General features: G+C 68.0%; 24 protein-coding genes. 8 read left to right on the top strand and 16 right to left on the bottom strand.

What is annotated here, in order from left to right:
- Position 1: 1 nt before the first annotated feature.
- Both E2E30_RS12540 and E2E30_RS12535 read right to left on the bottom strand, forming a co-directional pair.
- Positions 2 to 1258, bottom strand: a complete 1257-nt coding sequence (locus E2E30_RS12540) for an ABC transporter permease (RefSeq protein ID WP_206365573.1) — start codon at positions 1256 to 1258, stop codon at positions 2 to 4.
- Complete coding sequence (locus E2E30_RS12535) at positions 1255 to 2190, bottom strand: ABC transporter ATP-binding protein (protein WP_133190311.1); 936 nt, start codon at positions 2188 to 2190, stop codon at positions 1255 to 1257. Before E2E30_RS12535 ends, E2E30_RS12540 begins: the two co-directional genes overlap by 4 nt.
- 104 nt (positions 2191 to 2294) lie before the next feature.
- On the opposite strand from E2E30_RS12535, the gene queG reads away from it, so the two are divergent.
- The gene (gene queG / locus E2E30_RS12530) at positions 2295 to 3359 is read left to right on the top strand and encodes a tRNA epoxyqueuosine(34) reductase QueG (RefSeq protein ID WP_165954511.1); all 1065 of its coding nucleotides are present in this window, start codon (positions 2295 to 2297) and stop codon (positions 3357 to 3359) included.
- Positions 3360 to 3564: 205 nt separating this feature from the next.
- Here the strand turns inward: queG and E2E30_RS12525 are convergent, their stop codons facing one another.
- Together E2E30_RS12525 and E2E30_RS12520 are read right to left on the bottom strand one after the other, a co-directional pair.
- Positions 3565 to 3930 carry a hypothetical protein gene (locus E2E30_RS12525; protein ID WP_133190307.1) on the bottom strand — a complete coding sequence of 122 codons (366 nt, stop codon included), beginning with the start codon at positions 3928 to 3930 and terminating at the stop codon, positions 3565 to 3567.
- Complete coding sequence (locus E2E30_RS12520; RefSeq protein ID WP_133190305.1) at positions 3927 to 4607, bottom strand: EI24 domain-containing protein; 681 nt, start codon at positions 4605 to 4607, stop codon at positions 3927 to 3929. Before E2E30_RS12520 ends, E2E30_RS12525 begins: the two co-directional genes overlap by 4 nt.
- 128 nt (positions 4608 to 4735) lie before the next feature.
- Between E2E30_RS12520 and E2E30_RS12515 the strand changes: the two genes are divergently transcribed.
- A complete protein-coding gene (locus tag E2E30_RS12515) occupies positions 4736 to 5734 on the top strand; it encodes an adenosine kinase (protein WP_133190303.1) in 999 nt (332 codons plus the stop codon).
- 96 nt (positions 5735 to 5830) lie between these two features.
- Here the strand turns inward: E2E30_RS12515 and E2E30_RS12510 are convergent, their stop codons facing one another.
- From E2E30_RS12510 to hisB, 8 genes are all read right to left on the bottom strand, one after another.
- On the bottom strand, positions 5831 to 7369 hold the full coding sequence (locus tag E2E30_RS12510; protein ID WP_133190301.1) for an amino acid permease: 1539 nt from the start codon (positions 7367 to 7369) through the stop codon (positions 5831 to 5833).
- A gap of 124 nt (positions 7370 to 7493) precedes the next feature.
- Complete coding sequence (locus E2E30_RS12505) at positions 7494 to 7871, bottom strand: HIT domain-containing protein (RefSeq protein ID WP_133190299.1); 378 nt, start codon at positions 7869 to 7871, stop codon at positions 7494 to 7496.
- 124 nt (positions 7872 to 7995) lie between these two features.
- The gene (locus E2E30_RS12500; RefSeq protein WP_133190297.1) at positions 7996 to 8319 is read right to left on the bottom strand and encodes a phosphoribosyl-ATP diphosphatase; all 324 of its coding nucleotides are present in this window, start codon (positions 8317 to 8319) and stop codon (positions 7996 to 7998) included.
- A gap of 31 nt (positions 8320 to 8350) precedes the next feature.
- Positions 8351 to 8539, bottom strand: coding sequence for a hypothetical protein (locus E2E30_RS12495; protein ID WP_133190295.1), 189 nt, complete (start codon positions 8537 to 8539; stop codon positions 8351 to 8353).
- A gap of 208 nt (positions 8540 to 8747) precedes the next feature.
- Complete coding sequence (gene hisF / locus E2E30_RS12490; RefSeq protein WP_133190293.1) at positions 8748 to 9518, bottom strand: imidazole glycerol phosphate synthase subunit HisF; 771 nt, start codon at positions 9516 to 9518, stop codon at positions 8748 to 8750.
- A 190-nt stretch (positions 9519 to 9708) separates the two neighbouring features.
- The gene (gene hisA / locus E2E30_RS12485; protein ID WP_133190291.1) at positions 9709 to 10446 is read right to left on the bottom strand and encodes a 1-(5-phosphoribosyl)-5-[(5-phosphoribosylamino)methylideneamino]imidazole-4-carboxamide isomerase; all 738 of its coding nucleotides are present in this window, start codon (positions 10444 to 10446) and stop codon (positions 9709 to 9711) included.
- Positions 10434 to 11039, bottom strand: coding sequence for an imidazole glycerol phosphate synthase subunit HisH (hisH, locus tag E2E30_RS12480; protein ID WP_133190289.1), 606 nt, complete (start codon positions 11037 to 11039; stop codon positions 10434 to 10436). Before hisH ends, hisA begins: the two co-directional genes overlap by 13 nt.
- A gap of 109 nt (positions 11040 to 11148) precedes the next feature.
- Positions 11149 to 11736 carry an imidazoleglycerol-phosphate dehydratase HisB gene (gene hisB, locus E2E30_RS12475; protein ID WP_133190287.1) on the bottom strand — a complete coding sequence of 196 codons (588 nt, stop codon included), beginning with the start codon at positions 11734 to 11736 and terminating at the stop codon, positions 11149 to 11151.
- Between the two features lie 71 nt (positions 11737 to 11807).
- On the opposite strand from hisB, the gene E2E30_RS12470 reads away from it, so the two are divergent.
- The 4 genes from E2E30_RS12470 (at position 11808) to gmk (ending at position 14896) form a co-directional block, all read left to right on the top strand.
- A complete protein-coding gene (locus E2E30_RS12470; RefSeq protein WP_133190285.1) occupies positions 11808 to 12290 on the top strand; it encodes an SspB family protein in 483 nt (160 codons plus the stop codon).
- Positions 12291 to 12524: 234 nt separating this feature from the next.
- Positions 12525 to 13913 (top strand): class II fumarate hydratase, encoded by a 1389-nt coding sequence (gene fumC, locus E2E30_RS12465; RefSeq protein WP_133190283.1) that lies wholly within the window; start codon positions 12525 to 12527, stop codon positions 13911 to 13913.
- A 56-nt stretch (positions 13914 to 13969) separates the two neighbouring features.
- Positions 13970 to 14191: a hypothetical protein gene (locus tag E2E30_RS12460; RefSeq protein ID WP_133190281.1), complete on the top strand. Its 222-nt coding sequence runs from the start codon at positions 13970 to 13972 to the stop codon at positions 14189 to 14191.
- Positions 14192 to 14239: 48 nt separating this feature from the next.
- Positions 14240 to 14896: a guanylate kinase gene (gene gmk, locus E2E30_RS12455; RefSeq protein WP_189677141.1), complete on the top strand. Its 657-nt coding sequence runs from the start codon at positions 14240 to 14242 to the stop codon at positions 14894 to 14896.
- Positions 14897 to 15014: 118 nt separating this feature from the next.
- Here gmk and E2E30_RS12450 read toward each other — a convergent pair whose 3' ends face one another.
- Positions 15015 to 15698, bottom strand: coding sequence for an ATP12 family chaperone protein (locus tag E2E30_RS12450; RefSeq protein WP_133190279.1), 684 nt, complete (start codon positions 15696 to 15698; stop codon positions 15015 to 15017).
- A gap of 49 nt (positions 15699 to 15747) precedes the next feature.
- Positions 15748 to 17127 carry a hypothetical protein gene (locus tag E2E30_RS12445; protein ID WP_240698922.1) on the bottom strand — a complete coding sequence of 460 codons (1380 nt, stop codon included), beginning with the start codon at positions 17125 to 17127 and terminating at the stop codon, positions 15748 to 15750.
- 131 nt (positions 17128 to 17258) lie between these two features.
- On the opposite strand from E2E30_RS12445, the gene E2E30_RS12440 reads away from it, so the two are divergent.
- Both E2E30_RS12440 and E2E30_RS12435 read left to right on the top strand, forming a co-directional pair.
- Positions 17259 to 20501: a S41 family peptidase gene (locus E2E30_RS12440; RefSeq protein WP_133190277.1), complete on the top strand. Its 3243-nt coding sequence runs from the start codon at positions 17259 to 17261 to the stop codon at positions 20499 to 20501.
- 78 nt (positions 20502 to 20579) lie between these two features.
- A complete protein-coding gene (locus tag E2E30_RS12435) occupies positions 20580 to 22478 on the top strand; it encodes a S9 family peptidase (protein WP_133190275.1) in 1899 nt (632 codons plus the stop codon).
- Between the two features lie 154 nt (positions 22479 to 22632).
- On the opposite strand, the gene E2E30_RS12430 is transcribed toward E2E30_RS12435, so the two are convergent.
- Positions 22633 to 23664, bottom strand: coding sequence for a cell wall hydrolase (locus E2E30_RS12430; protein WP_206365572.1), 1032 nt, complete (start codon positions 23662 to 23664; stop codon positions 22633 to 22635).
- 131 nt (positions 23665 to 23795) lie between these two features.
- Entirely contained in the window at positions 23796 to 26627 is a 2832-nt protein-coding gene (locus E2E30_RS12425) for a M16 family metallopeptidase (RefSeq protein ID WP_133190273.1), read from the bottom strand.
- Positions 26628 to 26822: the final 195 nt, after the last annotated feature.

Here is a 26822-nt window from a genome sequence, read left to right as displayed (position 1 = left end):
TCTAACTGACACTCATGTCAACAGTCTTGCGCCGACCGAACAGCCGGCCGCTCCCCGATTGCAGCACGCCGCGCCGGAAAGCCCGCGCGCCGACGGTGATCGCGATCGCGACCCATAGCGCTTGCCAGGCGAGGGCTGCGACATGCGGCCATAGCTCGGGCTGGTTCGCGGCATGCGCCGCCATCGCATAGGGTGAGCTGAGCGGGAAGATTTCGACCACCTTGGCGAGCATCGAATCGGGGGCGGCGCTGGCCTTCAACGCAAGCCCGAACATCGCGACCTGGATGATCGTGATCGGCAACGACATCATCTGCAGTTCGCGCGCGGTCGAGGCTTGCGCCCCGACGCCGAGGAACACCGCGCCGAGCAGCAGATACGCCATCGCGAAATAGGCGAAGAACAACAGGAAGAACATCGGCGCACCCACCGCCGGGCCGATCTCGCCGATTGCGGTGGCATAGCGCGCGGGCAGGATGCCGCCGATCTGGGTGACGAGCGTCGTCCAGAAACCGACGAAAAGGATCGCCGAGCCGAACATCCCGAGCAACTTGCCGAAGAACACCGCTTCGAGCGGGACCGCTGCGGCGAGCACTTCGACCACCTTGTTGCTGCGCTCTTCCATCATCGTACCGACGACCTGGCCGGCGAGCAGCAGGGCGAGGAAGAAGATGCCGAACACGGCGATGAAGGCGGCTTGCTTGTGGCCGCTCTCGGTCGGTGCGGCGCGCGCGATCGAGCTGAGCGTCGCGGTACTGAGCGGCTTGGTCTGCGCCGGGTCGGTGCGCAGCGTCGCCTCGGCGAGCGAGGCGAGATAGCGCGCATCGGCGCGGCCCTGGCCGTCATACAGGATCGTCGGATGGGTCAGGTCGCCGAACAGCGTCGCAGACGCATCGATGCCCTTGCGGCTCTTGAACGCGGCGCGCGCCTGCGCCTCGGGATCGGCACCGGGCGCCTCGATCGCCAGCAGGGGCGGGCGGTCACCGCGCGCGAAGGCATCGCGCAGCCGCGCATCGGCCGATCGCATCGCGTCCTGTTGCGCCGAGGGGACAATCGCGACGATCCGCGTCTTCTCGCTCGATCCGCTCGCCACGGTCGACGCCCCCATCCCGCCGACGAGGCCGAAGCCGATCGTGAACAGCGGCGAGAGCAGGAACAGCAGGAAGGTCGGCGTGAACACCGTCGCGACGAAATCGCGCCGTGCGATCGTCATCGCCTGGCGGATCGTGCGGCGCGTGTTGCTTATCGGGTGCGCGCTCATGCGGTGTGCTCCGTCGCGGCCTTGGCGGTGTGTCCTGCAGCGCCGACGATCCGCACGAACGCGTCGTGCAAGCCGGGACGTTCGATCGACAGGCCGGCGATTCCGTGGCCCGCACCGATCAACCGGCTGAGCGCTTGCTCGACCCCGCCATCGGGGACTTCGAACGACCAGCCGTGCTCGCCGTGCCGGGCGTCGGCGGGCAAATGCTGCGCGATCGTCGGATCGTCGCGCTCCGGCACATAGTGCGCGCGCATCGGGAGCATCCCGCGCGCGTCGGCGACGGTGCCCTCGAAGCGACGCTTGCCGCCGGCGATGATCGCGAGCCGGTCGCACAGCCGTTCGGCGTGCGCCATCACGTGCGTCGAGAAGAGCACCGTCGCGCCGCGGTCGCGCTCGGCGAGGATCAGCGCTTCCAAGCGTTCCTGATTGACCGGATCGAGCCCCGAAAAGGGTTCGTCGAGCACGAGCAAATCGGGCTGGTGGACGACCGAGCCGAGCAATTGGACGAGCTGCGCCATGCCCTTCGACAGCTTGCGGATCTTGGTGTCGACCGCATGGCCGAGCCCCGCCGCCTCGAGCAGTTCGACCGCGCGCTTGCGTCCGGTCTTGAGATCGAGCCCGCGTAAAGCACCCATGAAGGCAACCGCCTCCTTGGCGCGCATCGCCGGGTAGAGCCCGCGTTCTTCGGGGAGATAGCCGACGCGGTCGCTCGCATCGCGCGGGCGATCATGGCCGAGCAGCGTGCGGCTGCCGCCATCGGGCTCGATGATGCCGAGCAGCATCCGCAGCGTCGTCGTCTTGCCCGCGCCATTGGGCCCGAGCACGCCGTAGATCGCGCCCTTGGGCACCGCGATGTCGACGCCGTCGACAACGCGCCGCCCGCCGAAATTCTTGATCAGGCCGGAGGCGCTGACCGCCAGATGATTGTCCAAGAAGACCCCCGCCGCGTGGCCCCGATACGGAGCGCTGTGTTAGCTGTGTAGTATAGCGCGCCGGGCTTCGACAAGCGCGGCGCGAACACGCTATGTGGGCGACAATGGTTGACGCTTTGCCCCTCGAACAGCGCCTTGCGGCAAAAGCGCGCGAATTCGGTTTCGTCGCGTGCGGGGTCGCCGCGGCGGACGCTGCGCCCAGAACCGCCGAGCGGTTGCAGCAATGGCTGCGCGAGGGGCTGCACGGCGGCATGATCTGGATGGAGGAGCGCGCGCACCACCGCGAATCCCCCGCTGGGCTGTGGCCCGCGGTGAAGAGCGTGATCGCGCTCGGGATGAGCTATGCCCCGGCGACCGATCCGCTCGCATTGGCGGGCGAGGGCGGGGTAGGGCGGATCTCGACCTATGCGCAGGGCGGCGATTATCACGATGTGGTGAAGCGCGCGCTGAAGGCCCTCGCGCGCTGGCTGGTGGCGGAAGAACCGGGGATCGACCTGAAGGTGTTCGTCGATACCGCGCCTGTCATGGAAAAGCCGCTCGCCGAGGCGGCGGGGCTGGGGTGGCAAGGCAAGCATACCAATCTGGTGAGCCGTAGCGAGGGCAGCTGGCTGTTCCTCGGCGCGATCTACACGACGCTCGACATCGCCGCGTTCGGGGCGCTTCCGCCACCGGTCGCCGATCACTGCGGATCGTGCGACGCCTGCCAGCGCGCGTGCCCGACCGACGCCTTTCCCGCGCCCTACCGGCTCGATGCGCGACGCTGCATTTCGTACCTGACGATCGAACATGCCGGGCCGATCCCGCTCGAATTCCGCAAGGGTATCGGCAACCGCATCTACGGCTGCGACGATTGTCTCGCGGTCTGCCCGTGGAACAAGTTCGCCGCCGCTGCGCACGCCAACCGCGCCTTCCTGCCGCGCGCCGAACTGGTCGCGCCCGAACTCGCCGACCTGCTTGCGCTCGACGATGCGGGGTTTCGCCAGGTGTTCGCCGGCTCGCCGATCAAGCGCATCGGGCGCGACCGAATGGTGCGCAACTGTCTGATCGCGGCGGGCAATAGCGGCGATGCGGGATTGCGCGCGCAGGTCGCTGGACTGCGCGACGATCCAAACCCCGTCGTGGCGGAGGCGGCGGAGTGGGCATTCGCGGCGCTAGCCACCGCGTCATAGCGCGCTCCCCCACCGTTCTCAGCGCGCTCCCCCACCGTTCGCCCTGAGCTCGTCGAAGGGCTGACCTTCTTGCCACCGTCGAAAGCGAGAACAGTGCTTCGACAAGCTCAGCACGAACGGGGTGGGGTAACGCGCGCCAACCGGGGCTTGGGGGCACGCACGGATAAGGTAGGCGGGATGGCCGTACCTCCCACTCGCTTGAGCCTTACTTCCGCCGCCCGACTTGCAGCGCTCCGACGCAGCTCGCGCGATCGATCGGCGAGCCGTCGGTCTGGCGCGCGTCGAGATAGGTGACGACCGGCTCGGACTTGCCGCTCGGGTAGAGATAGGCGTCGAGCACGCAGGTCGCGTTGTTGAACTGCAGTTTGCGCGCTGTCCCCTCGCGCACATCGGCGACGGGTGCGCCGAACAACCCGGTGAGGTGCGCCGCCGTCGCGCCGATCACGCCGCCGAGCCCCGCCGTGCCCGTTGGGATCGGCACCATTGCGGGCCGCGCGGCGGGTGTCGTCGCTGTGCTGGCGGCGCAGCCCGACAGCGCCAGCCCCACCAGAATTGCACCAAAAAGCTTCATGTCGTTCGCCCCGAATGGAACAGATGCGTCGCCATCGCCGCGCCGAGGATCGGCACGAAGAGGTTCGCAATCGGAACCATGAACAGGGCGGTCCCCGCAACCCCCAGCGCGAAGCGGTCGACCGCGCCCGTCTTGCGCCAGTCTCGCATCAGCGCAGGCGGCACGTGGCGCGCCGCGACGAGCTCGCCGAGATCGCGCCCGAGCAGCCAGCCATTGACCAGGAAGAACAGCAGCCACGTGCCGACGCCGGTGACGAGCAAGGCGATATAGACTGGCGCGAGGGCGAGATTGACCAGGATCGCGCGCGCCGCCGAACGCAGGCCGAGCCCGGCACCGCGCAGAGGCGAGACGCTGCGCGCGGTCTCGAGCGCTTGCGGGTAGTGCCGCGCCTCGACCGCGACGACCACGTCGTCGGCAAACGCCATCATCACCGCGATCGCGATCGCGCGGAATAGCAGCCAGCTGATCCCGAACGCGGCGAGCAGCGCGACCGCGCCCAGCACGCCGCCGGCCGCCGGATCCCACCCTCGCTCCGCCGCCGCTTCGGTCGCGCCATACCACAGCGCGACGCCGAGCGCGGCGATCAGCACTACGGTCAGCGCGAGCGACTTGAGGAACACCGCGACGATCTTGCGATCGCCGAGCTGGCCGAGCGAGAGGAGGAGCGCACGCAACATGGGGCTGGTCCTAGCCGCCTCCCACGGGCCCGTCACCCCGCGCTTGCTCCCGGCGACGGAGAGTTGCGCGCGCCGCACCCCCCCGGTACGGCGCGGCAACGCTATTTTTTCAGAAATCGGAGATTCCCGTGACCGAGCCCACTTATGACGTCGTCGCGATCGGCAATGCCATCGTCGACGTGCTGTCGCAGTCGACCGATGCCTTCCTCGCCGAAGCCGCGATGACCAAGGGCTCGATGCAGCTGATGTTCTCGCCCGAGGAAGCCGATGCGCTCTACGCCAAGATGGGCCCGGGGATCGAGGCGAGCGGCGGCTCGGCGGCGAACACCGTCGCCGGCATCGCGGCGATGGGCGGCAAGTGCGGTTTCATCGGCCAGGTGGCGAAGGACGAGCTCGGCGACATCTTCGCGCACGACATCCGCGCGGTCGGGATCGACTTCACCACCGCGGCGCGCGACGGCGACCCGACGACGGCACGCTGCCTGATCTTCGTTACCCCCGACGGCCAGCGCACGATGAACACCTTCCTCGGCGCGTCGCAGTTCCTGCCCGAGGCAGCACTCGACCGTGACCTGATCGCCAACGCTGCGATCCTCTATCTCGAGGGCTATCTGTGGGATCCCGAGGAACCACGCCAGGCAATGCGCGCTGCGATCGACGTCGCGCGGGCAGCGGGCCGCAAGGTCGCCTTCACGCTCAGCGACGTGTTCTGCATCTCGCGCCACGGCGGCGATTTCCGCCAGCTGATGGCCGATGGCCTGATCGACATCATGTTCGCCAACGAGGCCGAGATCACCGCGCTGATGGCGACCGAAGATTTCGACGCGGCGGTGGCCGAGGCGGCGACGCAGGTGCCGATGCTGGTGGTGACGCGCAGCGAAAAGGGCGCGATCGCTGTCTCTGGCGGGGAGACCGTCAGCGTCGCTGCCGAGCCGATCGAGCGTGTCGTCGACACGACCGGCGCGGGCGACCTGTTCGCCGCGGGGTTCCTGCGCGGCCAGGCACAGGGCAAGAGCATCGCCGATTCGCTCAAGATGGGCGCGGTCTGCGCGGCCGAGATCATCTCGCATTACGGCGCGCGTGCGCAGGTCGATTTGAAGGCGCTGGTGGCGTCGAAGCTGGGTTGAACGGGCACTCCTCCTCCCCCTCGGGGGGGGGCTCAGACACAAAAAAGGCCGGGGAGCGATCCCCGGCCTTTTTCGTGTCCTACGTGGCGCCTGCCCTTACGGGCGATGCACCGGCGCGACATATTCGCCGAGCTCGGGGCCGTCTTCCTCGTCGAGGCCCTTTGCCAGCCGGCTGTTGTGCATACCGTAGGCGAAATAGAGGATGATCGCCGCCAGCGTGTACCAGGCAAAGAACACCAGCACGCGCGATTCGACCGTGAAGATCAACGCGATGCAAGTGAGGATGCCGACCGCCGGCACCACCGGATAGAGCGGTACGCGGAAGCCGCGCGGGATCTCCGGGTGGGTGCGCCGCAGCCAGATCACCGACAGGCAGACGATCGCAAACGCCGCGAGCGTGCCGACCGAGGTCATGTCGCCGAGCGTGTTGATGTCGAAGAACGCCGCGGCGACCGCGGTGATCAGCCCAACGAGCAGCGTGTTGACCCACGGCGTCTGGAACTTCTTGTGGACCGTCGCGAACACGCGCGGCAGCAGGCCGTCACGCGCCATCGTGTAGAAGATGCGCGTCTGGCCATACATCAGCACGAGCACGACCGAGGTCAGCCCGACGATCGCACCGGCCTTCACCAGCTTTGCGAACCACGCCCATTGCGGGCCGAGCGCGTCGACCGCGACCGCGACGGGATCCGGCACGTCGAGCGTCTTGTAGTTGACGATCAGCGTCATCACGATCGAGACGAGGATGTAGATTGCGGTGCACACGAACAGCGAGCCGAGCAGGCCGATCGGCATGTCCTTGGCGGGGTTCTTGGCTTCCTGGCCCGCGGTCGAGACTGCCTCGAAGCCGATATAGGCGAAGAACACGATCGAGGCAGCGCGCAGAATGCCACCCCAGCCGAACTCGCCCTTGTCGCCGCTCGCCGGCGGGATGAACGGCTGCCAGTTGGACTTGAGCGTGTCGAAATGCGCGATCACGAACGCGCCGCAGATGACGATGAAGGCAATGATCACGGTCAGCTTGATCGCGACGATGACGTTGTTGACCTTGGCGCTCTCCGACACGCCGATGATCAGCAATGCGGTCATCGCGCCGCAGATCAGGAAGGCGGGCAAGTTGAAGAGATAGGTCAGCGGCGCGCCGTTGACGATCACGGGGACGAGCTCGCCACCGACCGCATGCTTGATGACATGGCCGGTCGGACCAGTCAGTTCGACCGGGATGACGAGGCCGAAGTCGCCGAGCAGGCTGACGACATAGCCCGCCCAGCCAACCGCGACGACCGACGCCGCGAGACCGTATTCGAGCAGCAGCAGCGCGCCCATGATCCACGCGGCGAACTCGCCGATCGTGGTGTAGCTATAGGTATAGGCCGAGCCCGAGACGGGCAGGGTGGAGGACAGCTCGGCGTAGCACAGGCCGGCGAGCGCGCAGACGAAGCCCGCGATCAGGAACGAGATGAGGACGGCGGGGCCGGCATGGAGCGCAGCGGCGTTGCCGGTCCGCACGAAGATGCCCGCGCCGATGATGCAGCCGATGCCGAGGAACACGAGGTTCCAGGGGCCGAGCGTGCGTTTGAGTTGGCTGGTCTGTGTCTCGCGTTGAACTTGCTCCACGGTTTTTCGGAGCAGCATGCGGTTCAGAATACCCGTAGTGGGCTGTGTCGCCATTCGATAAGTCCCCTGGGCCGGATCGTTGCCGGCGCGAAAGTTTTGGTTGGCGGGAAACCTAACCGCAAAACGTGGGCGCGCAATCCCCTTAGCGCGCCAGCATCAGCCCGAGTGGGCGGCCGGCGAAGATATGAACGTGGAGGTGCGGCACCTCCTGGTGCGAATCGTGTCCGGTATTGGCCAGCAAGCGATAGCCCGGCGCGACCAGCCCGGCATCGCGCGCGACCGTGCCGACCGCGCGAACGAACCCGGCGATCTCGGCGTCCGACGCTCTCGCGCTGAAATCATCCCACGACACATAGGCGCCCTTGGGGATCACCAGGATATGCGTCGGCGCCTGCGGGGCGATGTCGGGGAAGGCGATGGCGTAGTCGTCGTCGTAGAGCCGCGTCGCGGGAATCTCACCGCGCAGGATCTTGGCGAAGATGTTCTGGTCGTCATACGGCTGCGTCGCGTCGATCGGCATAGTTCCCCTCCCGCTTGCGGGAGGGGTTAGGGGAGGGGCTGTCCTCCCATGCCTCCCGCCAGTGCGTGCGACATGCCCTCCCCCAGCCCCTCCCGCAAGCGGGAGGGGAGCAAGAAAGAGCGCGTCAGTCCTTCGTCCGCGCGGCCTTCTCGTCGATACCCGACACGCCTTCGCGCTGGCGGATTTCGGCGCGGATGTCGTCGAGCGAGACGTCGCACTCGGCGAGCAGCACGAGCAGGTGGAACATCAGGTCGGTCGCCTCGCCGACGAGCGCGGCCTTGTCCTCGGTCAGCGCGGCGATGACGGTCTCGACCGCTTCCTCGCCGACCTTCTGCGCGATCTTGCCGCGTCCCTTCGCGAACAGCTTGGCGGTGTAGGAGGTCGTCGGGTCGGCGCCGCGGCGTGCGCGGATCGTTGCCTCTAACGTGTCGAGTGTATCTTCGGCCATCAAAGCGGGCTGGCCCAAGCGGGCGCGCAGGTCAATCCTTGGGCGTGCCGCGCTTGGCGAAGCGCGCGCGCATCGCCCGCCGCACGAACCAAACGCCGAGCGCCGCGACGACGAACAGGACGATGTCGGAGAGTTCGGGTCCGGTGCGAACCTTGACGACACCGCTATGCGGCGCGGCGAGCGCGGGGTTTGCGATCAGCAGGGCGAAGAGGAAGCGCATGCGGGGTGTGTAGCATCGCGCTGTTAAATTTCCGCTTCTTTCGCTCCCCTTGCTTTCCCGTTCTTCGATCTTCCCCGGCGGAGGCCGGGGCCCAGTCGCGAAGGCCCATGCCAGCACGCGCAGCGCTCTCCAACGAACGGCTCGCGACTGGGCCCCGGCCTCCGCCGGGGAAGAAATATAGAAAGAAGGAAGGAAGAAAGTCCCGCGGTCAGCTGGTAACCGGCCGCCGCACCGGTATCCCCGCCGCCGCAAGCGCGGCATGCGCCTCGGCGATGCTGACTTCGCCGAAGTGGAAAATCGACGCCGCCAGCACTGCGCTCGCATGTCCCTCGCTGATCCCCGCGACGAGATCGGCCAGCCCGCCCACGCCGCCCGACGCGACCACCGGCACGCGCACCTGGTCGGCGATCGTCCGCGTCAGCGCCAGGTCGAACCCGCTCTTGGTCCCGTCGCGGTCCATCGAGGTGATGAGCAGTTCGCCCGCGCCGAGCTCGGCGAGGCGCAGCGCATGTGCGACGGCGTCGATCCCGGTCGCCCGCCGGCCGCCATGCGTGAACACTTCCCAACCGCCATCGACCTGCCGCGCATCGACCGACGCGACGACGCATTGGCTGCCGAACTTGTCGGCGAGCTCGGCGACGAGTTCGGGCCGTGCCACCGCGGCGGAATTGACCGCGACCTTGTCGGCACCCGCGAGCAGCAGCGCGCGCGCATCCTCGACGGAGCGCACTCCGCCGCCGACGGTTAGCGGCATGAAGCACACTTCGGCGGTGCGGCGCACGACGTCGAGGATCGTGCCGCGCGCCTCATGGCTCGCACCGATATCGAGGAAGCAGAGTTCGTCGGCCCCGGCGGCGTCATAGGCACGCGCTTGCTCGACCGGATCGCCGGCGTCCTTGAGGTCGACGAAATTGACGCCCTTGACGACGCGACCGTTGGCGACGTCGAGGCACGGGATGACACGAGCGCGGACGGTCATGGGCGAGCGGCTTTGAAGAAAAAGAAGATGGGTTCGCGCGGAGGCGCGGAGACGCGGAGGAAAGAAGACGGGTCGCCAAGTCTCTGGCATCGGCGTCGGGCGAAGCGCATTCTGCATTCGCGGATCACTCGGGACGGTCGCGACGCGCGCACCATCTCCGTGCCTCCGCGTCTCCGCGCGAACATGCTTTTCACGCCGCCGCCGCCACGGCGAGCGCCGCCGCCAGATCGAGCCGGCCGTCATACAGCGCGCGCCCGGTAATCACGCCCTCGATCCCGTCACGCGCATGCAGCGCGAGCACATGGATCTCGGCAATCCCCTTGACGCCGCCGCTGGCGATCACCGGAATCTTCACCGCGCGCGCAAGGTCGACCGTCGCCTGGACATTGGCGCCCTTCAGCATCCCGTCGCGGCCGACGTCAGTGAACAACAGCGCCGCGACACCCGCATCCTCGAACTGCCGCGCCATATCGGCGACCTCGACCGTCGAGACATCGGCCCAACCCTTGGTCGCGACGAAACCGTCCTTGGCATCGACCGCAACGACGATCCCGCCGGGGAAATCGCGCGCCGCTTCGCGCACCAGCTCCGGGTTCTCAAGCGCCGCCGTGCCGATCACCACACGCGACACGCCCATGTCGAACCAGCGCTCGATCCCGGCGCGGTCACGGATCCCGCCGCCCAATTGCACATGGCCGGGAAAGCGCTTGACGATCTCGGACACCGCTTCGCCATTGACCGATTTGCCGGCGAACGCGCCGTCGAGGTCGACGACGTGGAGATATTCGGCACCCTGCTCGGCGAACAGCATCGCCTGTGCTGCGGGATCGTCGCCATAGACGGTCGCGCGGTCCATATCGCCCTCGGCGAGGCGGACGACCTGACCGCCCTTGAGGTCGATCGCGGGGAAGATGATCAAGGACGCCACGTCAGGAACCTCTCCAGCAGCGCAAGACCGTAGCGCTGGCTCTTTTCGGGATGGAATTGCACGCCGAGCAGATTGTCGCGGCCGATCGCCGCGGTGAACGGGCCGGCATGCTCGGTCGTTGCCAGCGTGTCGGCCCCGTCAAAGGCGTAGCTGTGCAGGAAATACGCTTCGCCCGGCACGATCAGCGCGTGCGGGGTGGTCGGGACGACGTCGTTCCAGCCCATGTGCGGGACCTTGGCGGTCGCGTCGCTCGGCGTGAGGTGACGTACCGTGCCGCCGACCCAGCCGAGCCCGGCATGGACGCCGTGTTCCTCGCCGGTATCGGCCATCAGCTGCATCCCGACGCAGATGCCGAGGAACGGCACGCCGTCGCGGCGGACGCGCTGCTCGAGCGCCTCGACCATGCCGGGGACGGCGCGCAACGCCGCGGCGCAGGCGCCGAACGCACCGACGCCGGGCAGGACGATGCGGTCGGCCTCGAGCACTGCATCCGCATCGGCGGTGACGAGCACGTCGGTGCCGCCCGCCGCTTTCAGCGCATTGGCGACCGAATGCAGATTGCCCGCGCCGTAATCGATGAGGGCAAGCGTCAAATCCCCCTCCCGCTTGCGGGAGGGGTTAGGGGAGGGGTGTGCCGCAAGCGCAGCGCGGGGATCCAGGTCGTTCCCTCCCCCGGCCCCTCCCGCATGCGGGAGGGGAGCATCACAACGTCCCCTTGGTGCTGGGGATCACGCCCGCTTTCCGCGGGTCGAGCTCGACCGCTTCGCGCAACGCCCGCGCGACGCCCTTGAACGCCGCCTCGGCGATGTGGTGGTTGTTCGACCCGTAGAGCGTCTCGATGTGCAGCGTGATGCCGGCGGTCTGCGCGAACGAGTGGAAGAAATGCTCGAACATTTCGGTGTCCATCTCGCCAAGTTTCTTCTGCGAGAATTCGGTCTTCCACACGAGATACGGCCGCCCCGAAATGTCGATCGCGACGCGGGTGAGCGTCTCGTCCATCGGCGAATGCGCGTCGGCGTAGCGGCGGATGCCGCGCTTTTCGCCGAGCGCCTCGAGGATCGCCGCGCCGATCGCGAGGCCGGTGTCCTCGACGGTGTGGTGCTGGTCGATATGCAGATCGCCGACGGTCTTTACGTCCAAGTCGATCAGCGAGTGGCGGCTCAGTTGTTCGAGCATGTGATCGAAGAAGCCGATCCCGGTCGAAATCTGGAACGCCCCCGTTCCATCGAGGTTGACCGAGACGTCGATGGAGGTCTCGCTGGTCCGGCGGGTGATCGTGGCGGTGCGCATTTGCTTCCCATAGCGCCGTTAGGGACGCATGCAATCTTGACCCGCCATCAAACCGCGCTACCCAAGGACGCATGAGCGATGGCATGCCCGATAGCCTGATTCCCTACGATGATATCGTACAGGAAGCCCTGCGTGCCGTGGTCGGCCGCGTCCTTGGGTCGGTGGCGACCAATGGTGGCCTGCCCGGCGAGCACCATTTCTACATCACCTTCAAGACGCAGGCACCCGGCGTCGACATTCCGCAGCGGCTGCTCGAGCGCTTTCCCGACGAGATGACGATCGTGATGCAGAACCGCTATTGGGATCTGGTCGTCGATGACGAGCGCTTCTCGGTCGGCCTGAGCTTCAACCAGGTCGCCTCGAAGCTGGTCATTCCCTATTCGGCGATCACCGGTTTCCACGATCCTGCGGTCAATTTCGAACTGCGCTTCCAGGCGCAGGATATTCCCGACGGCCCCGAGCCGCACGACACCGCGGAAAACGACGAGCCGGTGCACAAGCCGGTCGAGGATGGTTCGAACGTCGTCGCAGTGGATTTCAAGCGGAAGAAGTAGGGAGCGAGCCGCGCGAACTGCGCGGCGGTCGCGCAAGCGACGCGAACCGCCGGCCGGCGCGGCCCGCCGCGTCCGACGTCACGGGATTTACTCCGGTGACGGCTGTCTCGCCAAAATCGCGAGCAATTTCCGTCACCCCGGGCTTGTCCCGGGGTCTACCGTGCCGCACATGCCACCCGTCCGGTCTTGCGGCCCGGTGGATGCCGGGACGGGCCCGGCATGACGGAGTCTGGCATGGCTGAAAACACCCGCACCGAAACCGATTCGCTTGGGGCCGTCGAAGTCCCTGCCGCCGCCTATTGGGGCGCGCAGACGCAGCGCTCGATCGAGAATTTTCCCTTCCCCGCGACCGAGCGGATGCCGATCGCGATCATCCACGCGCTCGCGATCGTCAAGCAGGCCGCTGCCCGCGTAAACCGCGCGCACGGCTTAGCGCCCGAAATCGCCGACGCGATCGAATCGGCCGCCGCCGAAGTCGCTGCGGGCACGCTCGACGACGAGTTCCCGCTCGTCATCTGGCAGACCGGCAGCGGCACGCAGTCGAACATGAACGTCAACGAAGTCATCGCCGGCCGTGCGAACGAAATGTTGACGGGGAAGCGCGGCGGCAAGACCCCGGTCCACCCCAACGACCACGTCAATATGAGCCAGTCGTCGAACGACAGCTTCCCGACAGCGCTCCACATCGCGGCCGCGATCGGCGCGACCCAGCGGCTGCTCCCCGCGCTCGACCGGCTCAACCGCGCGGTGAAAGCGAAGTCGGACGCGTGGCACGATATCGTCAAGATCGGCCGCACGCATCTGCAGGACGCGACGCCGATCACGCTCGGCCAGGAATTCTCAGGGTACGCGGTGCAACTCTATCGCTGCTACCACCGCATCGAACCCGCGATCACGCACAACATGCTATTGCTCGCGCAAGGGGGGACTGCGGTCGGCACCGGGCTCAACGCGCCCACCGGCTTCGACGTCGCGATCGCCGCCGAGATCGCGCGGCTCACCGGGCTCGCTTTCGAGACGATGCCCAACAAGTTCGAGGCGCTCGCGTCGAACGACCCGATCGTCCACGTCTCGGGGACGCTCAACACGCTCGCCGTCGCGCTGACCAAGATCGCCAACGATATCCGCTTGCTCGGCTCGGGCCCGCGCTCGGGGCTTGGCGAACTCCACCTCCCCGAAAACGAGCCAGGCAGCTCGATCATGCCGGGCAAGGTCAACCCGACGCAGTGCGAGATGTTGACGATGGTAGCCGCGCAAGTGATCGGCAATCACCAGGCGATCACGATCGGCGGCTTGCAGGGGCATCTCGAGCTCAACGTATTCAAGCCTATGCTCGGCGCGGCGCTGCTGCGCTCGATCGACCTGCTCGCCGTCGGCATGGCGAGCTTCGCCGAGCGCTGCGTCGAGGGGATCGAGCCGGATCTCGCGCGGATCGCCGAACTGGTCGATCGCTCGCTGATGCTCGTCACCGCGCTCGCGCCCGAGATCGGCTATGACAATGCCGCCAGGATCGCGAAGCACGCACACCACGAAGGCCTGACGCTCAAGGAAGCGGGGCTCGCGCTCGGCCTCGTCGATGCAGCGACCTTCGATCGCTTGGTCCGTCCCGAGACGATGGTCTGAGAGCCCGGAACCATCGTCCGTTTCGTGCGCTAAGCGTAACGAATTGGAGAAAGACGATGAGTTTCACGACGATGATCGGCGCTGCAATCGGTGCTGCGATCGATGGTTCCGACGGTGACGACAGCACGATCGACGGCGCGATCGAGGGTGTGATCGTCGCCAATGTCGTCAAGGCGGTGATCCCGCTCGCGCTGACGTTCGCGACCGGCTGGCTCGTGCTGCGCGGCCTCGGCCAGATCAAGACGCGCGTGTTCGGCGAGGATGCGCCGCGCAGCTGAGTCACGCCAAACCTTGACGGGAGGGGCAGGTGCGCGCCACTAGCGCGCATGGTCGATCATCGCTCCTCCCAGCCCAAGAACTTCAAGCGTCGCGGGCTGATGTTCGTGCTGTCCTCGCCGTCGGGCGCGGGCAAGTCCACGATTGCCAACCGCCTGCTCAAGGAAGAGCGCAACCGCATCAAGATGTCGGTGTCGTATACGACGCGCGCGCCGCGCAAGGGCGAGGTCGACGGCAAGGACTATCACTTCGTCGACAAGGAAACCTTCCGCGCGATGGCGGAAGACGACCAGTTCCTCGAATGGGCGCGCGTGTTCGACGAGCGCTACGGCACGCCGCGCGACACCGTGTTCAAGGATCTCGAGCACGGCCAGGACATCTTGTTCGACATCGACTGGCAGGGTGCGCAGCAGCTGTTCCAACTCGCCGGTGGCGACGTCGTTCGCGTCTTCATCCTGCCGCCCGGCCTCAAGACGCTGCGCCAGCGACTCGAGGATCGCGCGACCGATACGCAGGAAGTGATCGACCGCCGCATGGACCGCGCACAGGCCGAGGTGAGCCATTGGGACGGCTATGACTACGTGCTGGTCAACGACGATCTCGACGATTGCTACGAGTGCGTCGAGACGATCCTGACGGCCGAGCGGCTCAAGCGCTCGCGCCAGCGCGGGATGATCGGCTTCATCCGGCGGCTGCCTGAGAAATAAACGCTTCTTAGCCGTCACCCCGGCCTTGTGCCGGGGCCTACGGTGCCAAGCGGTATTCGCGGGCAGGACGCGTATCCCGGTGGACCCCGGCACAGGGCCGGGGTGACGAGGATAGCGCCTACCGCAGCAATTCCAGCATCCGCACGCCCGCGCCGAAATCGCGCCGCCGCGTCGCAATCCCCGCCTCGGCGAGCGGATCGCGGCCCCAGCGTTCGGCCTGATAGTCCTCATCGAGCGTCACCGCGTCCCACACCTGTTCGGGCGTCGCGGCGTGTTCGACGAGCGCCAGCGCGGCGATCAGCGAGCCGCCGATCGTCACGATCGGCGACAGCGCCGCCAGCTCGTAGGGCCCGCGAACGGCGATCGCATCGCCGAGTCGTTGCAGCGTTGCCGCTGGCTGCGCGCGGTGGAGGATGCCGGTGACGACCTCGACATGCACATCGTAGCGCAGCCGCGCCCAGTCGATCAGCGGATCCCAGGCCTCGGCCTGCCGCGCGACCAGATCCTCGGGCGAATCGGCGCGGTAGCAGAGCAAGTCGCTCTCGGCGTACGCGGCGAGCCCGTGCGCGAACAATGCCGGGTCGGGCGAGATCCGGTCGATCGCGGCGTTGGCGAGGCCCGTCAGCGGCATCGCGCGCGGGTCGATCTCGCCCTCGACCGCGCGCCATTCATCGGCGACGGCCTCGGCTAGCGCAGCGCTCGGCAAGGCGAGCGGCACGCGGCCGGGGGTGCGCACGGGCTTGCCGTCGAGAAAGACGGCGCGGGTGTCGTCGAGGGTGACGTGGGTCCAGAAACGCTTCATGCCCGCAGCCCTAGAGCAGGAACGCGCCGCTTCAAACCGCTTCGAGACGTCACGCCCGCGCGATGACCCCCGCCGCGACGACGATGAGCAGCGGTGCCGCCGCGAGTGCGAGCTGCCAGCGCGGCAGTCGCCACGTCGCGCGCTGCGAGAGCACCAGCGCGGCGGCGATCCCGACCGCGGTCATTGTCCAGAAGTGGTAGCGCACCTCGGATGCGACGCTCAGCGGCAGATAGCTGAAGCCGTAGAGCACCGCCGACCACGCCAGCGCGACCGCCGGATCGGCACCGCCGAGCCTTGGGCGCAGCACGAGCAACCCGAGCCCGAGCGCCAGCCAGCAGATCGGCCAGCCCGGCGGCGTCGTCAGCAGCGCGTCGGCGGCGTGCTGGAGCGCGCTGCGCCAGCCGTTCGGCGCGACGGTGAAGCTCCAGGGGTTGGGATCGGACTGCCGCGACAGGCCGGGCAGATCGGCATCGTGGACCAGAAAGCGCGTATTGCGGTCGAAATGCGCGAGGCGGTGCCCCGCATAGGCGAGCGGATTCGCGGCGACGGCGGCGGCCCACCAGCCATAGGGGCCGTGCCCAGTCTTGAGCGGCGCGGCGAGCGTGGTGAAGCCGATCGCGCACGGTGCCGCACCCCACCAGGCATAGCGATCCCATGAGATCGGCGAATAGCAATCAGCATTGACCGCGACCGGATTCGAGACCCCCGTACGCGGGAAGACATCGGTCCGGGCGAACGCGCCGATCCCGCCGAGATCGTAGATCACCAGCGACAGTTCGACGCCGCTGCGCTTGGCGTGAAGCGCTGTGTTGGCGAGCGGCAAAGCGAGCACCAGCGGGATCGCCGCAAGCACCGCAGTCGCGCCGAGCCGCGGCCACGTTCGCCGCCATGCGGTCGGCAGGGCAAGCAACAGCAGCGGCAGGCACGCCGGAACCGCATTGAAGCGCAGCGTCGCCGCCGCGACGAGCAGCAGCGCGGCGACGATCCGCGCCGCGCGGCTCCCCGGTCGCGCGACGAGCAAGCCGCTCGCGAGCAGCAGCGTGCCCGCGAACAGGCTGTCCTTGAGGATCGTGCCCACCAGCACCAGCACGATCGGCGACAGTGCGAGCAAGCCGATCGCCCCCGCCGCCGCGCGCTGTCCGCGCGCCCATGCCGCTTGCATCCACCAGGCGGTGCCGCCCCAATAGAGCGCAAGCTGCAGCACCAGCATCGGCGCCGGCCCCGCGCCGAACAGCCCGAGCTGCCGCCACAGCCAGTTCATCGCCGGCGGGTGCCAATCGTCATACTGGCCGTTCAGCGCCTGGCCATATTGCCGGATCGCGTCCCACGTCATGATCCCCGGCCAGAACAGCGCGCCATGCAGCAGCGCCAGCAGCATGATCGCGCCGCCGCCCATCAGGATCGCGCGTCTGTCCGTCAAATTTTTCACGACGCCGCGCTAGCATGCTGATCCTGCAAAACCATCCGCGATTGCGTCCCAGCCGCGCAAACGCGTGTGGCTTGTGATCGTTCGGCTTTTGCGCTTCATTGCCGGGGATAACGACGAAACGGGGCTCCTTCATGACATTTCAACGCCTTGCGCTGGCGGCTGCGGGCCTGCTCGCCTCGACCACTCTGGCCGCGCCCGTTCTCGCGCAGGAGGCCAGGCCCGCCTTCGCCGAGCCGACGCTCTCCCCCGACGGCGCGCTGATCGCCTTCGCCTCGGGCGGCGACATCTGGGAGGTCGCGGCGAACGGCGGTGTCGCGCGCCCGCTCGTCACCGATGCGGCGACCGAGGCGCGCCCGCTCTATTCGCCCGACGGAACCAAACTCGCCTTCACCTCGACGCGCGGCGGCAATGCCAACATCTATGTGCTCGATCTGGCGAGCGGCGCGGTGACGCGGTTGACCTATGCCGAGGCGGGCGAGGAGCTCGATGCCTGGTCGCCCGACGGCAAATATCTGTACTTCGCCTCGGGCGTCACCGATGTCGGCCGCCAGGCCGATGTCTTCCGCATCGCGGTCGATGGCGGCACGCCGATGCAGGTCAGCCGCGAGACCTATCTCGCCGAGTTCCAGGCCGCGCCGTCGCCCGATGGCAGCACGCTTGCGATCAACACGCGTGGGATCAGCGCGGGGCAGTGGTGGCGCAACGGCACCTCGCACATCGACCAGACCGAACTGTGGCTCAAACCGGTCGCCGAGGGCGGGGCGTATAGCCGTCTCCTCGCCGATGGCGAGAAACACGCCTGGCCGATGTGGAGCCGCGACGGTGCCAGCCTCGTCTATATGAGCGCGAAGGGCGGGCCCGAGAATCTCTGGCGCATCGGCGTCGGCGCGGGGGCGGCGCCCGAGCAGCTAACGCACTTCACGAGCGGCCGCGTTCTGTACCCGTCGATGGCGGCAAACGGGTCGGGGGTCGTGTTCGAACGCGATTTCGGTGTGTGGCGCTACGATCCCACGACGGGGCAGGCCGCCGCGGTGCCGATTACGCTCCGCGGGGCTGCGAGCACGACGCCGCGCCGCCACGAACAGCTGCAGAGCTTCTCGCGCTTGGCGCTTTCGAGCGACGGGCAGAAGATCGCGGTGATCGGGCATGGCGAAGTGTTCGCGACGTCGGCCAAGGACGGCGGTACGGCGCAGCGCGTGACCAACACGCCGGGTGCCGAGCGCGAAGTGGTCTGGTCGCCCGACAGCCGCCGCGCGCTCGTCATTTCGGAGCGCGGGCTCGCGCATTGCCTCGTCGAATATGACGTCGCAAGCGGGCGCGAGACCGTGCTGACGCGCCAGGGGATCGCGTCCGCGCCCACCTACGCGCCCGACGGAAAGTCGGCCGCCTATGTCCTCGACGATCGCGAGCTCCACGTCGTGACACTCGCGGGCGGCGCCGATCGTACGCTGTTCACCGGCGCGATCGCGACCGACGAGCGCGATGGACCGCGCCCGACCTGGTCGCCCGATGGCCAGTATATCGCCTTCCCGTTGCTCGATTCGCGCTCGTTCGTGAACGTCCATGTCGTCCCCGCCGCAGGTGGCGCGGCGCGGCCGGTCAGTTTCCTCGCCAACGGACAGATGGGCGGGATCGCCTGGTCGCCCGACGGCACCTACATCCTCTTCGACACCGCGCAGCGCAGCGAGGATTCGCGGATCGTGCGGATTGATCTGCTGCCGCACGTGCCGAAGTTCAAGGAAGACAAGTTCAGCGACCTGTTCAAGCCCGGCAAGCAGCCCGGCACGCCCGACACGCCGTCGGATACGCCCACACCACCGACGCCCAAGCCGCTGCCCGTCGCAGCGAAGAAGGGGGCCGCGCCGCCGACGCCCGCGCCGAAGGTGAAGCCGGTGTCGATCGTGTGGGAGGGCCTGCGCGCGCGCGCGACGATTCTGCCGCTCGGGCTCAATGCCGATACGCCGGTGATCAGCCCCGATGGCAAGACGCTCGTCTTCCGCGCACGCGAGAAGGGCCGTGCCAACCTTTACAGCTACAATCTCGACGAACTCGCCGACGAGCCGCCGGTCGCGCAGCAACTCACGCAGAGCGATCGGCCGAAGGGCGATTTCGCCCTCGCGGGCGACGGCAAGACGCTCTTCTATCTCGACGGCGGCCGCGTCATCTCGACACCGCTCGACAGCCCCAAACCCAAGCCGATCCCGGTAGGCGCCGAAATGGACGTCGACTTCGCGACCGAGAAACAGATCGTGTTCGACGAGGCGTGGAGCATCCTCGACCGCAAATTCTTCGATGCGAAGTTCAACGGCCAGGACTGGAAGGCGCTGCGCGCGCGCTTCCAGCCCTATATCGCCGGCGCCCGCACGCCCGACGAGGAGCGGCGGATCATCAATCTGATGATCGGCGAGCTCAACGCCTCGCATTCGGGCATTTCGCTCAGCCCCGGCGCACCGGGTAGCGCGCGGCCCAATCGCGTCGGCGATCTCGGGCTGCGCTTCGACCGCGCCGCCTATGATGCGGGACGCGGTCTGATCGTGCGCGACGTGGTGCGGCTCGGGCCTGCGGCGATCGAAAAGATCGCGCCCGGCGACCGGATCGTCAGCGTCGGTGGCGTCGCGATCGGCGCGCATGGCAATATCGATGCGCTGCTCGAGAACAGCGTCGGCCGCCGCGTCGCGCTCGGCATCGTTGGCGCGACTGGTCAGCGCAGCGTCGTCGTCCGGCCGATCTCGGTCGGCGCGGCGGCGGGGCTCGCCTACCGCCAATGGGTCGATGATCGCCGCGCGCTGGTCGATCGGCTGTCGGGCGGCAAGCTCGGCTATGTCCATATCGCCGACATGTCGTCCGAATCGCTCGACCAGCTCTATCTCGATCTCGATGCCGAGAATCAGCGGCGGCAGGGCGTCGTCGTCGACATCCGCAACAACAATGGCGGCTTCATCAACGGCTATGCGATCGACGTCTTCGCGCGCGCCAATTATCTGACGATGACGCCGCGCGACCTGTTCCCGCTGCCCGGCCGCCAGGCGCTCGGCCAGCGTGCGCTCGGCAAGCCGACCGTACTCGTCACCAACGAATCGTCGCTGTCGGACGCCGAGGATTTCACCGAGGGCTATCGCGCGCTCGGGCTCGGCAAGGTGGTCGGGCAGCCGACCGCGGGGTGGATCATCTTCACCGGCGGCGAGCCGCTGATCGACGGCTCGTCGGTGCGCACGCCCGGCACGCGAATCCAGGACGGCCGCGGCCAGGACATGGAGATGCACCCGCGCCCGGTCGACGTCACGGTGGTGCGGCCGCTCGGCGAAGGCCCCGGCACCGATGCGCAGTTGAGCGCGGCGGTCGACGTGCTGCTCGCGCAGGTGGGGAAGCCGTAATCGATCGGCGCAGCGACGCGATTGCTCCGCCGCCGCACTGTGCTATCCCGCTCCATCACTCGACGGAGCTTCCCTGCCATGCGCCTCAGCCTGTTCGCTTTTCTGCTCGCCGCCTCCGCCAGCCCGGCGCTCGCCGCACCCACGGTGCATTCCTATGGCGGGCTCGCGCTGTCGGCGCAGGGCGACCGGATCGCGACGATCGATGCGGAGGGCAGCAAGACCAGCATCACGATTCGAGCGACGAGCGGCAAGGTGCTGCGCAGCTTCGATCCGTGCGGCGCCCTGTGTTCGGTGTCGGGTCTGACCTTCGCGCCAGACGGCAGCCTCGCCTATCTCACGCGCGACAAGAAGGCCGGGCTCGTCACGCTGTTCGTCGACCATGACGGCAAGCCGCATACGGTCGCGACGATCAGCGGCATCGCACAGACGCCGCGCTTCTCGCCCGACGGGTCGCGCATCGCCTTGCTCGTGACAATCGGCGCGGCGAAGGAAGCGGGCGCTGCGCAGGCCGGCGTGCGCCAGATCGGCGAGATCGGCGAGAAGAGCGACGAGCAGCGGCTCGCCGTGTTCGACGTGAGCGGCAGCGTGACGGCGGACAAGGCCCAGCCGCTTTCGCCCGCCGATCGCTACATCTACGAATATGACTGGACCCCCGATGGCAGCGGCTTCGTCGTCACCTCGGCGCTCGGCAATGGCGACAACAATTGGTGGGTCGCGACGCTCGACGCGGTCGACGCCAAGACCGGCGCGGTGCGCACGATCGCCCGCCCCAAGACGCAGCTCAACTTCCCGCGCGTTTCCCCCGACGGCAAGACCGTCGCCTATATCGGCGGGTTGATGAGCGACTTCGGCTCGGTCGGCGGCGATGTCTGGACCGTTCCCTTCGCTGGCGGCGAACCGCGCAATACCCAGCCCAACAGCAAGCTGACGGTGACGTCGCTTGTGTGGCGCGACGCCGCCATCCGCGGCACCGCGCTGCGCGGCGACCGGATGGGGCTCTATGCCGAGCGCGCAAGCACCGACGGCCTCGGCTGGAGCCGCCCGTCGAACCTCGCCGCGGGCGATGCCAAGGCCGCGTGGAGCGCCGATGGCAAGACCGTCGCCACGGTGGTGCAGGACTTCACGCATGCCCCAGCGATCTTCGCCGGCCCGGTCGATGCGCCCGTCCAGATCACGCACGACAATGACGCGATCCCGGCCAAGATGACCGCGCGCAGCATCAGCTGGAAGAATGACGGCTTCGACGTCCAGGGCTGGCTGCTCGCCCCGCTCGGCGCCGATCCCAAGGCGAAGGCGCCGATGATCACGATCGTCCATGGCGGTCCGTCGGCGGCGAACGTGCCGTATTTCGGCGGTGGCTACGGCGCGATGCTCGATGCCGGCTATTACATCTTCCTGCCCAATCCGCGCGGCAGCTACGGCCAGGGCGAGGCCTTCACCGCCGCCAACAAGCGCGATTTCGGCGGCGGCGATCTGCGCGACATCCTCACCGGGATCGACGCGGTCGAGAAGGTCGCCCCGGTCGACGACGCGCGGCTCGGCCTGACCGGCGGCAGCTATGGCGGCTTCATGGCGATGTGGGCGAACACCCAGACCAACCGCTTCAAGGCGATCGTCGCGGGGGCAGGGCTGTCGAACTGGGTGAGCTATTACGGCACCAACGGCATCGACCAGTGGATGCTGCCGTTCTTCGGCAAGACGCTGTACGAGGATCGCAAGGCCTATGAGGACGTCTCGGCGGTCAATTTCATCAAGAACGCCAAGACGCCGACCTTCATCTATGTCGGCGAGCGCGACATCGAGGTGCCGCCGACGCAGTCGATCGAATATTGGCATGGGCTGAGGGACATGGGCGTACCGACCAGCCTGGTGATCTATCCCGAGGAAGGCCACGGCATCCGCGCGCCGGCCAATTCGGCCGACGTCGTTGCGCGCACGCGGGCGTGGTTCGACAAGTATCTGGCGGTGAAGAAGTAGGGCGGTTCGTCGCGAACGGTAGATACCGCGCTCCGTTCGGGCTGAGCCTGTCGAAGCCCCACGCTCCGCTCGCGCACCGTGCGCAAGCGGAGAGCGGCCCTTCGACAAGCTCAGGGCGAGCGGGGGGAGGTCGCGGCGCTACCGAGAGACGAGTTCAGCGCAGCGGCTTGCCCGAGTCTTTCCAGCGGTCGAGGATCTGTGAGTCACCCGGCAGCGTATCCGCAGCCGGGGTTGCAGGGGCGATCGGCGTGCCGCTTTGCGCATAGGCAGGCTGGATCGTGACCGGCTTGGCGGCGGGTAGCGCAGGCGTCACCACGGCTGCCGTCATAGGAGCCGGCGGATCGAGCCGCGGGTGCGGGCCCGGGATCGGCTCGCCGCCCAGATACGGCTGGCGGAACGCCGCCGGCGTGCCCCAGCCACCCTGCCAGCGGTGGAAGAAATGCGCGCCGATCGCGGCCGTCATCACGAGGCTCCGGTTCCACGCCGGGGTGACGGCATAGGTGTGGTAATGCGTCGCGAGCCCGACTTGCGGCATGACATGCCCGTTGAGCGCCGCGGCGGCGACCTTCAGCGCGCGCAGCCAATAAGCTTGCGACGGGCTCCCACGCTGGAGCGCGCCGTCGCACGCGAAGCTGAACTGACAGCCGGTATGTTCCGAACCCTGGAACACCACGCCGCATACCGTCGCCGGGAAGGCCGGGTGCCGCACGCGGTTGAGGATCACCTGCGCGACGGCCTGTTGCCCGGCGTCGGGCTCGCTCGCGGCTTCATAATAGATCGCGGTGGTCAGGCATTGTAGTGCGCGGCCACGGTCGATCGCGCTCGCGCGCGCCATCGAAAAGGGGAGGGCGGGACGGACCGATGTATCCCCCGCGAGCGCCGCCGCGCCGGCCGGGAGCGGCAGGTCGGGGAGTGCGATCGTCCCGGTCGCGCCGCGCGCCGGGGCGCTGTCGCTCTGCACCGCATCGTCGGCCGCGTTGAAATACGCGGCGCCGGGGAAATGATCCTCGATCTCATAACCGCTCGGCGCAGGGGCGTGCTGCGCCGCCCTGGCGTGCTGGAGGATGATCGCGCGAAGCGCCGCATGCGCCGATACGCCCGCGAGCACGAGCGCGCACAGGCCGACGGCACCGAGCTTGCTCAGCCGCCGCATCTTCACCCAGCCAAGGATCGCCTGCAAATACACGCGCGCGCTGTAGCCGATTTTGGCGCGCTGCGATGCTGCTGATTTAGGTGTGTCTCGCGACGATACGATTGGTGGTTAATGCAGGGGTTCGGTCACCCCGGCGCAGCCGGGGTGACGGTTGCAGGGATCGCTCAGCGCAGCGCCGCGCTGTCGAGCTTGAGCACGTCCGCGCCGATGACCTCGACGTTGGGATAGGCCTTGCGCAGTTCGGGCAGGAAGAGCTTCGCATCGCCGACCACGACGACGCTCGCCGCCGCTGGATCGAGCAGCTTTGCCGCTGCCGCCTGCACCGCCGCCGGATCGACCGCCGAGACGCGCTGCGTGTACTGCCCGAGCTCGCTCAGCGGCAGGCCCTGGACGACATAGCCGCCGACCGTGCCGGCGATCCCGCCCGTCGTCTCGGTCGCACGGCCGAAATTGCCGACCAACACCGCTTTGCGCGTATCGAGCTCGGCCGCGCTGACGGGTTCGGCGCCGAGCCGCTTCATTTCGGCGAGGATGATCGACACCGTCTCGGGCGCGCTCGGATTCTTGGTCGAGGTCCGCGCGGCGACGACGCCCGGCAGGCGACCGGCCTGCAGGCTGCTCCCGGCGCCATAAGCGAGCCCGCGCTTGATGCGGATCTCCTGGTTGAGCCGCGACGAGAAACCGCCGCCGAGCACCGTATTGGCGACCGCCGCAGGATAATAAGCCGGATCGCTGCGCGCGATTCCCGGGCGCGCCACCACGACGCCGGCCTGGCCCGCGCCCGGCATGTCGACCACGACGACGCGCGGCGCGGGGTAGATCTGCCGCGGGCCATCGGGACCGACCGGCACGCTCGCCTTCCAGCTGGCGAAATTGGCTTCGGCAAGCGCCTTGGCGCGTGCCGGGGTCACGTCGCCGACGATCACCAGCGTCGCCTGTGCGGGCGCCCAGGCCTTGGCATAGGCGGCGCGGATGTCGCTCGCGGTGATCGCCTTGAGCGACATCGGCGTGCCCGAGCGCGGATGCCCGTACGGCGAGGCACCGAGCGCCGCGCGCGCGGCGACGAGCCCGGCGAGCTGGCTCGGATCCTTGATCGCGACCTGGACGCCGTCGATCGTCTGCGCGCGCGCGCGCTCGATCTCGGCGGGCGCGAAGACTGGGTTGCGCGCGACATCGGCGAGGATCGCCAGTGCCGGCGTCGCCTGGTCGGACTTCACCGTCACCTCGATCGAGCTGCCGTCCCAACTCGCATCGCTCGAGATCGAACCGCCAAGCGCCTCGATCTGCCGCGCGATCTGCGTCGCCGAGCGCGTCGTGGTGCCCTTGGTCAGCAAGTCCGCGGCGAGGCTGTTGACCCCGGCGCGATCGGGCCGGTCGTCGGCCGCCCCACCCTGCGCGACGAGCAACGCGGTGAGCAGCGGCAGATCGTGCTTCTCGACCACGACGACGCGCATCCCGTTGGCGAGCGCGAATTCGTGCGTCACCGGTGCGGCGGCGGCGATCGCGGCGGCGGGTGGTGGCGGGGCGATGCGGTCGGCAGCGCTGGCGGGCGTCACCACCTCGATCTTGCCGGGCGCGACCAATGGCGTGACCACCACGCTATCGGCGACTTCGATCCGGTCGTTCTGCGGTGCCTTGGCGGTCGCGTCCTCGGGGAGGTACTGGATCGTCGCCGAACGCTGGTCGCGCAGATATTTGGCGGCGACGCGCTGGACGTCGGCGGCGGTGACGCGGCCGATCGCGGCGAGCTGCCGGTCGGCGGCGCGCGCGTCGCCGTCGATGATCACCGACGAGGCGATCGTGCGGCCCTTGCCCTCGGCAGTCTCGCGCGCCTGGAGTGCGCCCGTAAGGATCTCGTTCTTCGCCTCGGCGAGTTCGGCGGCACTCACCGGGGTATCGCGCAGCTTCGCGACTTCGCGGCGCAGCGCCGTCTCGCCCGCTGCTGCGGTCTTGCCGCCTGCGAGGATCGCGAACACCGCGAGGTTGCCCGGGCCCTGCTTCGAATCGAGTACGCTCTCGGCGCTCTGCGCGAGCTGGTCGCGATAGACGAGCGATTCGTACAACCGCGAGCTCTCGCCCTGCGACAACACCGCGTTAAGCACGCTCAGCGCGGGGCCGTCGGGATGGTTGTCGGCGGGGATCGGATAGCTGATCATTACCGCGGGGAGCGGCGTATTTGCTTCATGGACGACGTAGTGCGTCGCTTTGGTGCGCTCTGGCTCGGTCACCGTGACGCGCGGGATTGGCGTGGTCGGGCGTTTGATCTTCGCGAAATACTGGTCGACCCAGGCGTCGAGCTGGGCTGCATCGAAATTGCCCGAGACGACGAGCACGGCGTTGTCGGGCCGGTAATAGGTCGCGTGGAACGCGCGGACATCGTCGATCTGCGCGCTCTCGAGATTGTCGAGGCTGCCGATCGTCCCGCGTGCGTACGGATGGCGCGTGTAGGACACGGCCGGGAAATAAAGCGAGAACAGCTTGCCGTAGGGGCGAGCGTTGGTGTTCTGGCGCAGCTCCTCCTTCACCACGTCGCGTTCGGACGCGAAGCTCTTGGGCTCGACGACAAGCGCGGCCATCCGGTCGGCCTCGGCGAACAGCAGCCGCTGAAGGTGGTTCGCCGGGATCGTCTCGTGATATTCGGTGTAATCGTCATTGGTCGAGGCATTGTTGTTGCCGCCGACATCCTCGGTCAGCCGGTCGAACTGTTCGGAGACGAGGTTGCGCGTCGCCTTGAACATCAAATGTTCGAACATGTGCGCGAAGCCCGAACGCCCGGCGGGATCGTCCTTCGAGCCGACATCGTACCAGACCTGCACCGAGACGTTGGGCGTGGTCGTGTCGCGAATCGCATAGACGCGCAGGCCATTGGCGAGCGTGCGCTCGGTAAAGGCGATCGGCTTGATCGCGGGGGCGGGTGTGGTCGGGGCGGGTTGCGCGGTGGCGGCGGTGAGCGGGAGCAGGGCGGCGCCCAGCAGGAGGGCGGCACGGGACAGCATAAGGGAGGCTCCGGATGGGGGCGGTGTTGCGCCACTGTGTCGCGCGGCGGCAGGGGCTGTGTCAATCAGATGGCACACCACCCGATACATCGTCACCCCGGCCTTGTGCCGGGGGCCACTCCGATGCTTGCGCAGCGTTCGATGATCGCACGGTGACCACGCGGCACGGTGCACCCCGGCACAAGGCCGGGGTGA

The organism is Sphingomonas sp. AAP5, assembly GCF_004354345.1.
Classification (GTDB): domain Bacteria; phylum Pseudomonadota; class Alphaproteobacteria; order Sphingomonadales; family Sphingomonadaceae; genus Sphingomonas; species Sphingomonas glacialis.
Note: the sequence above shows the minus strand (reverse complement) of the source record. Positions and strands in the feature narration are given on the sequence as shown.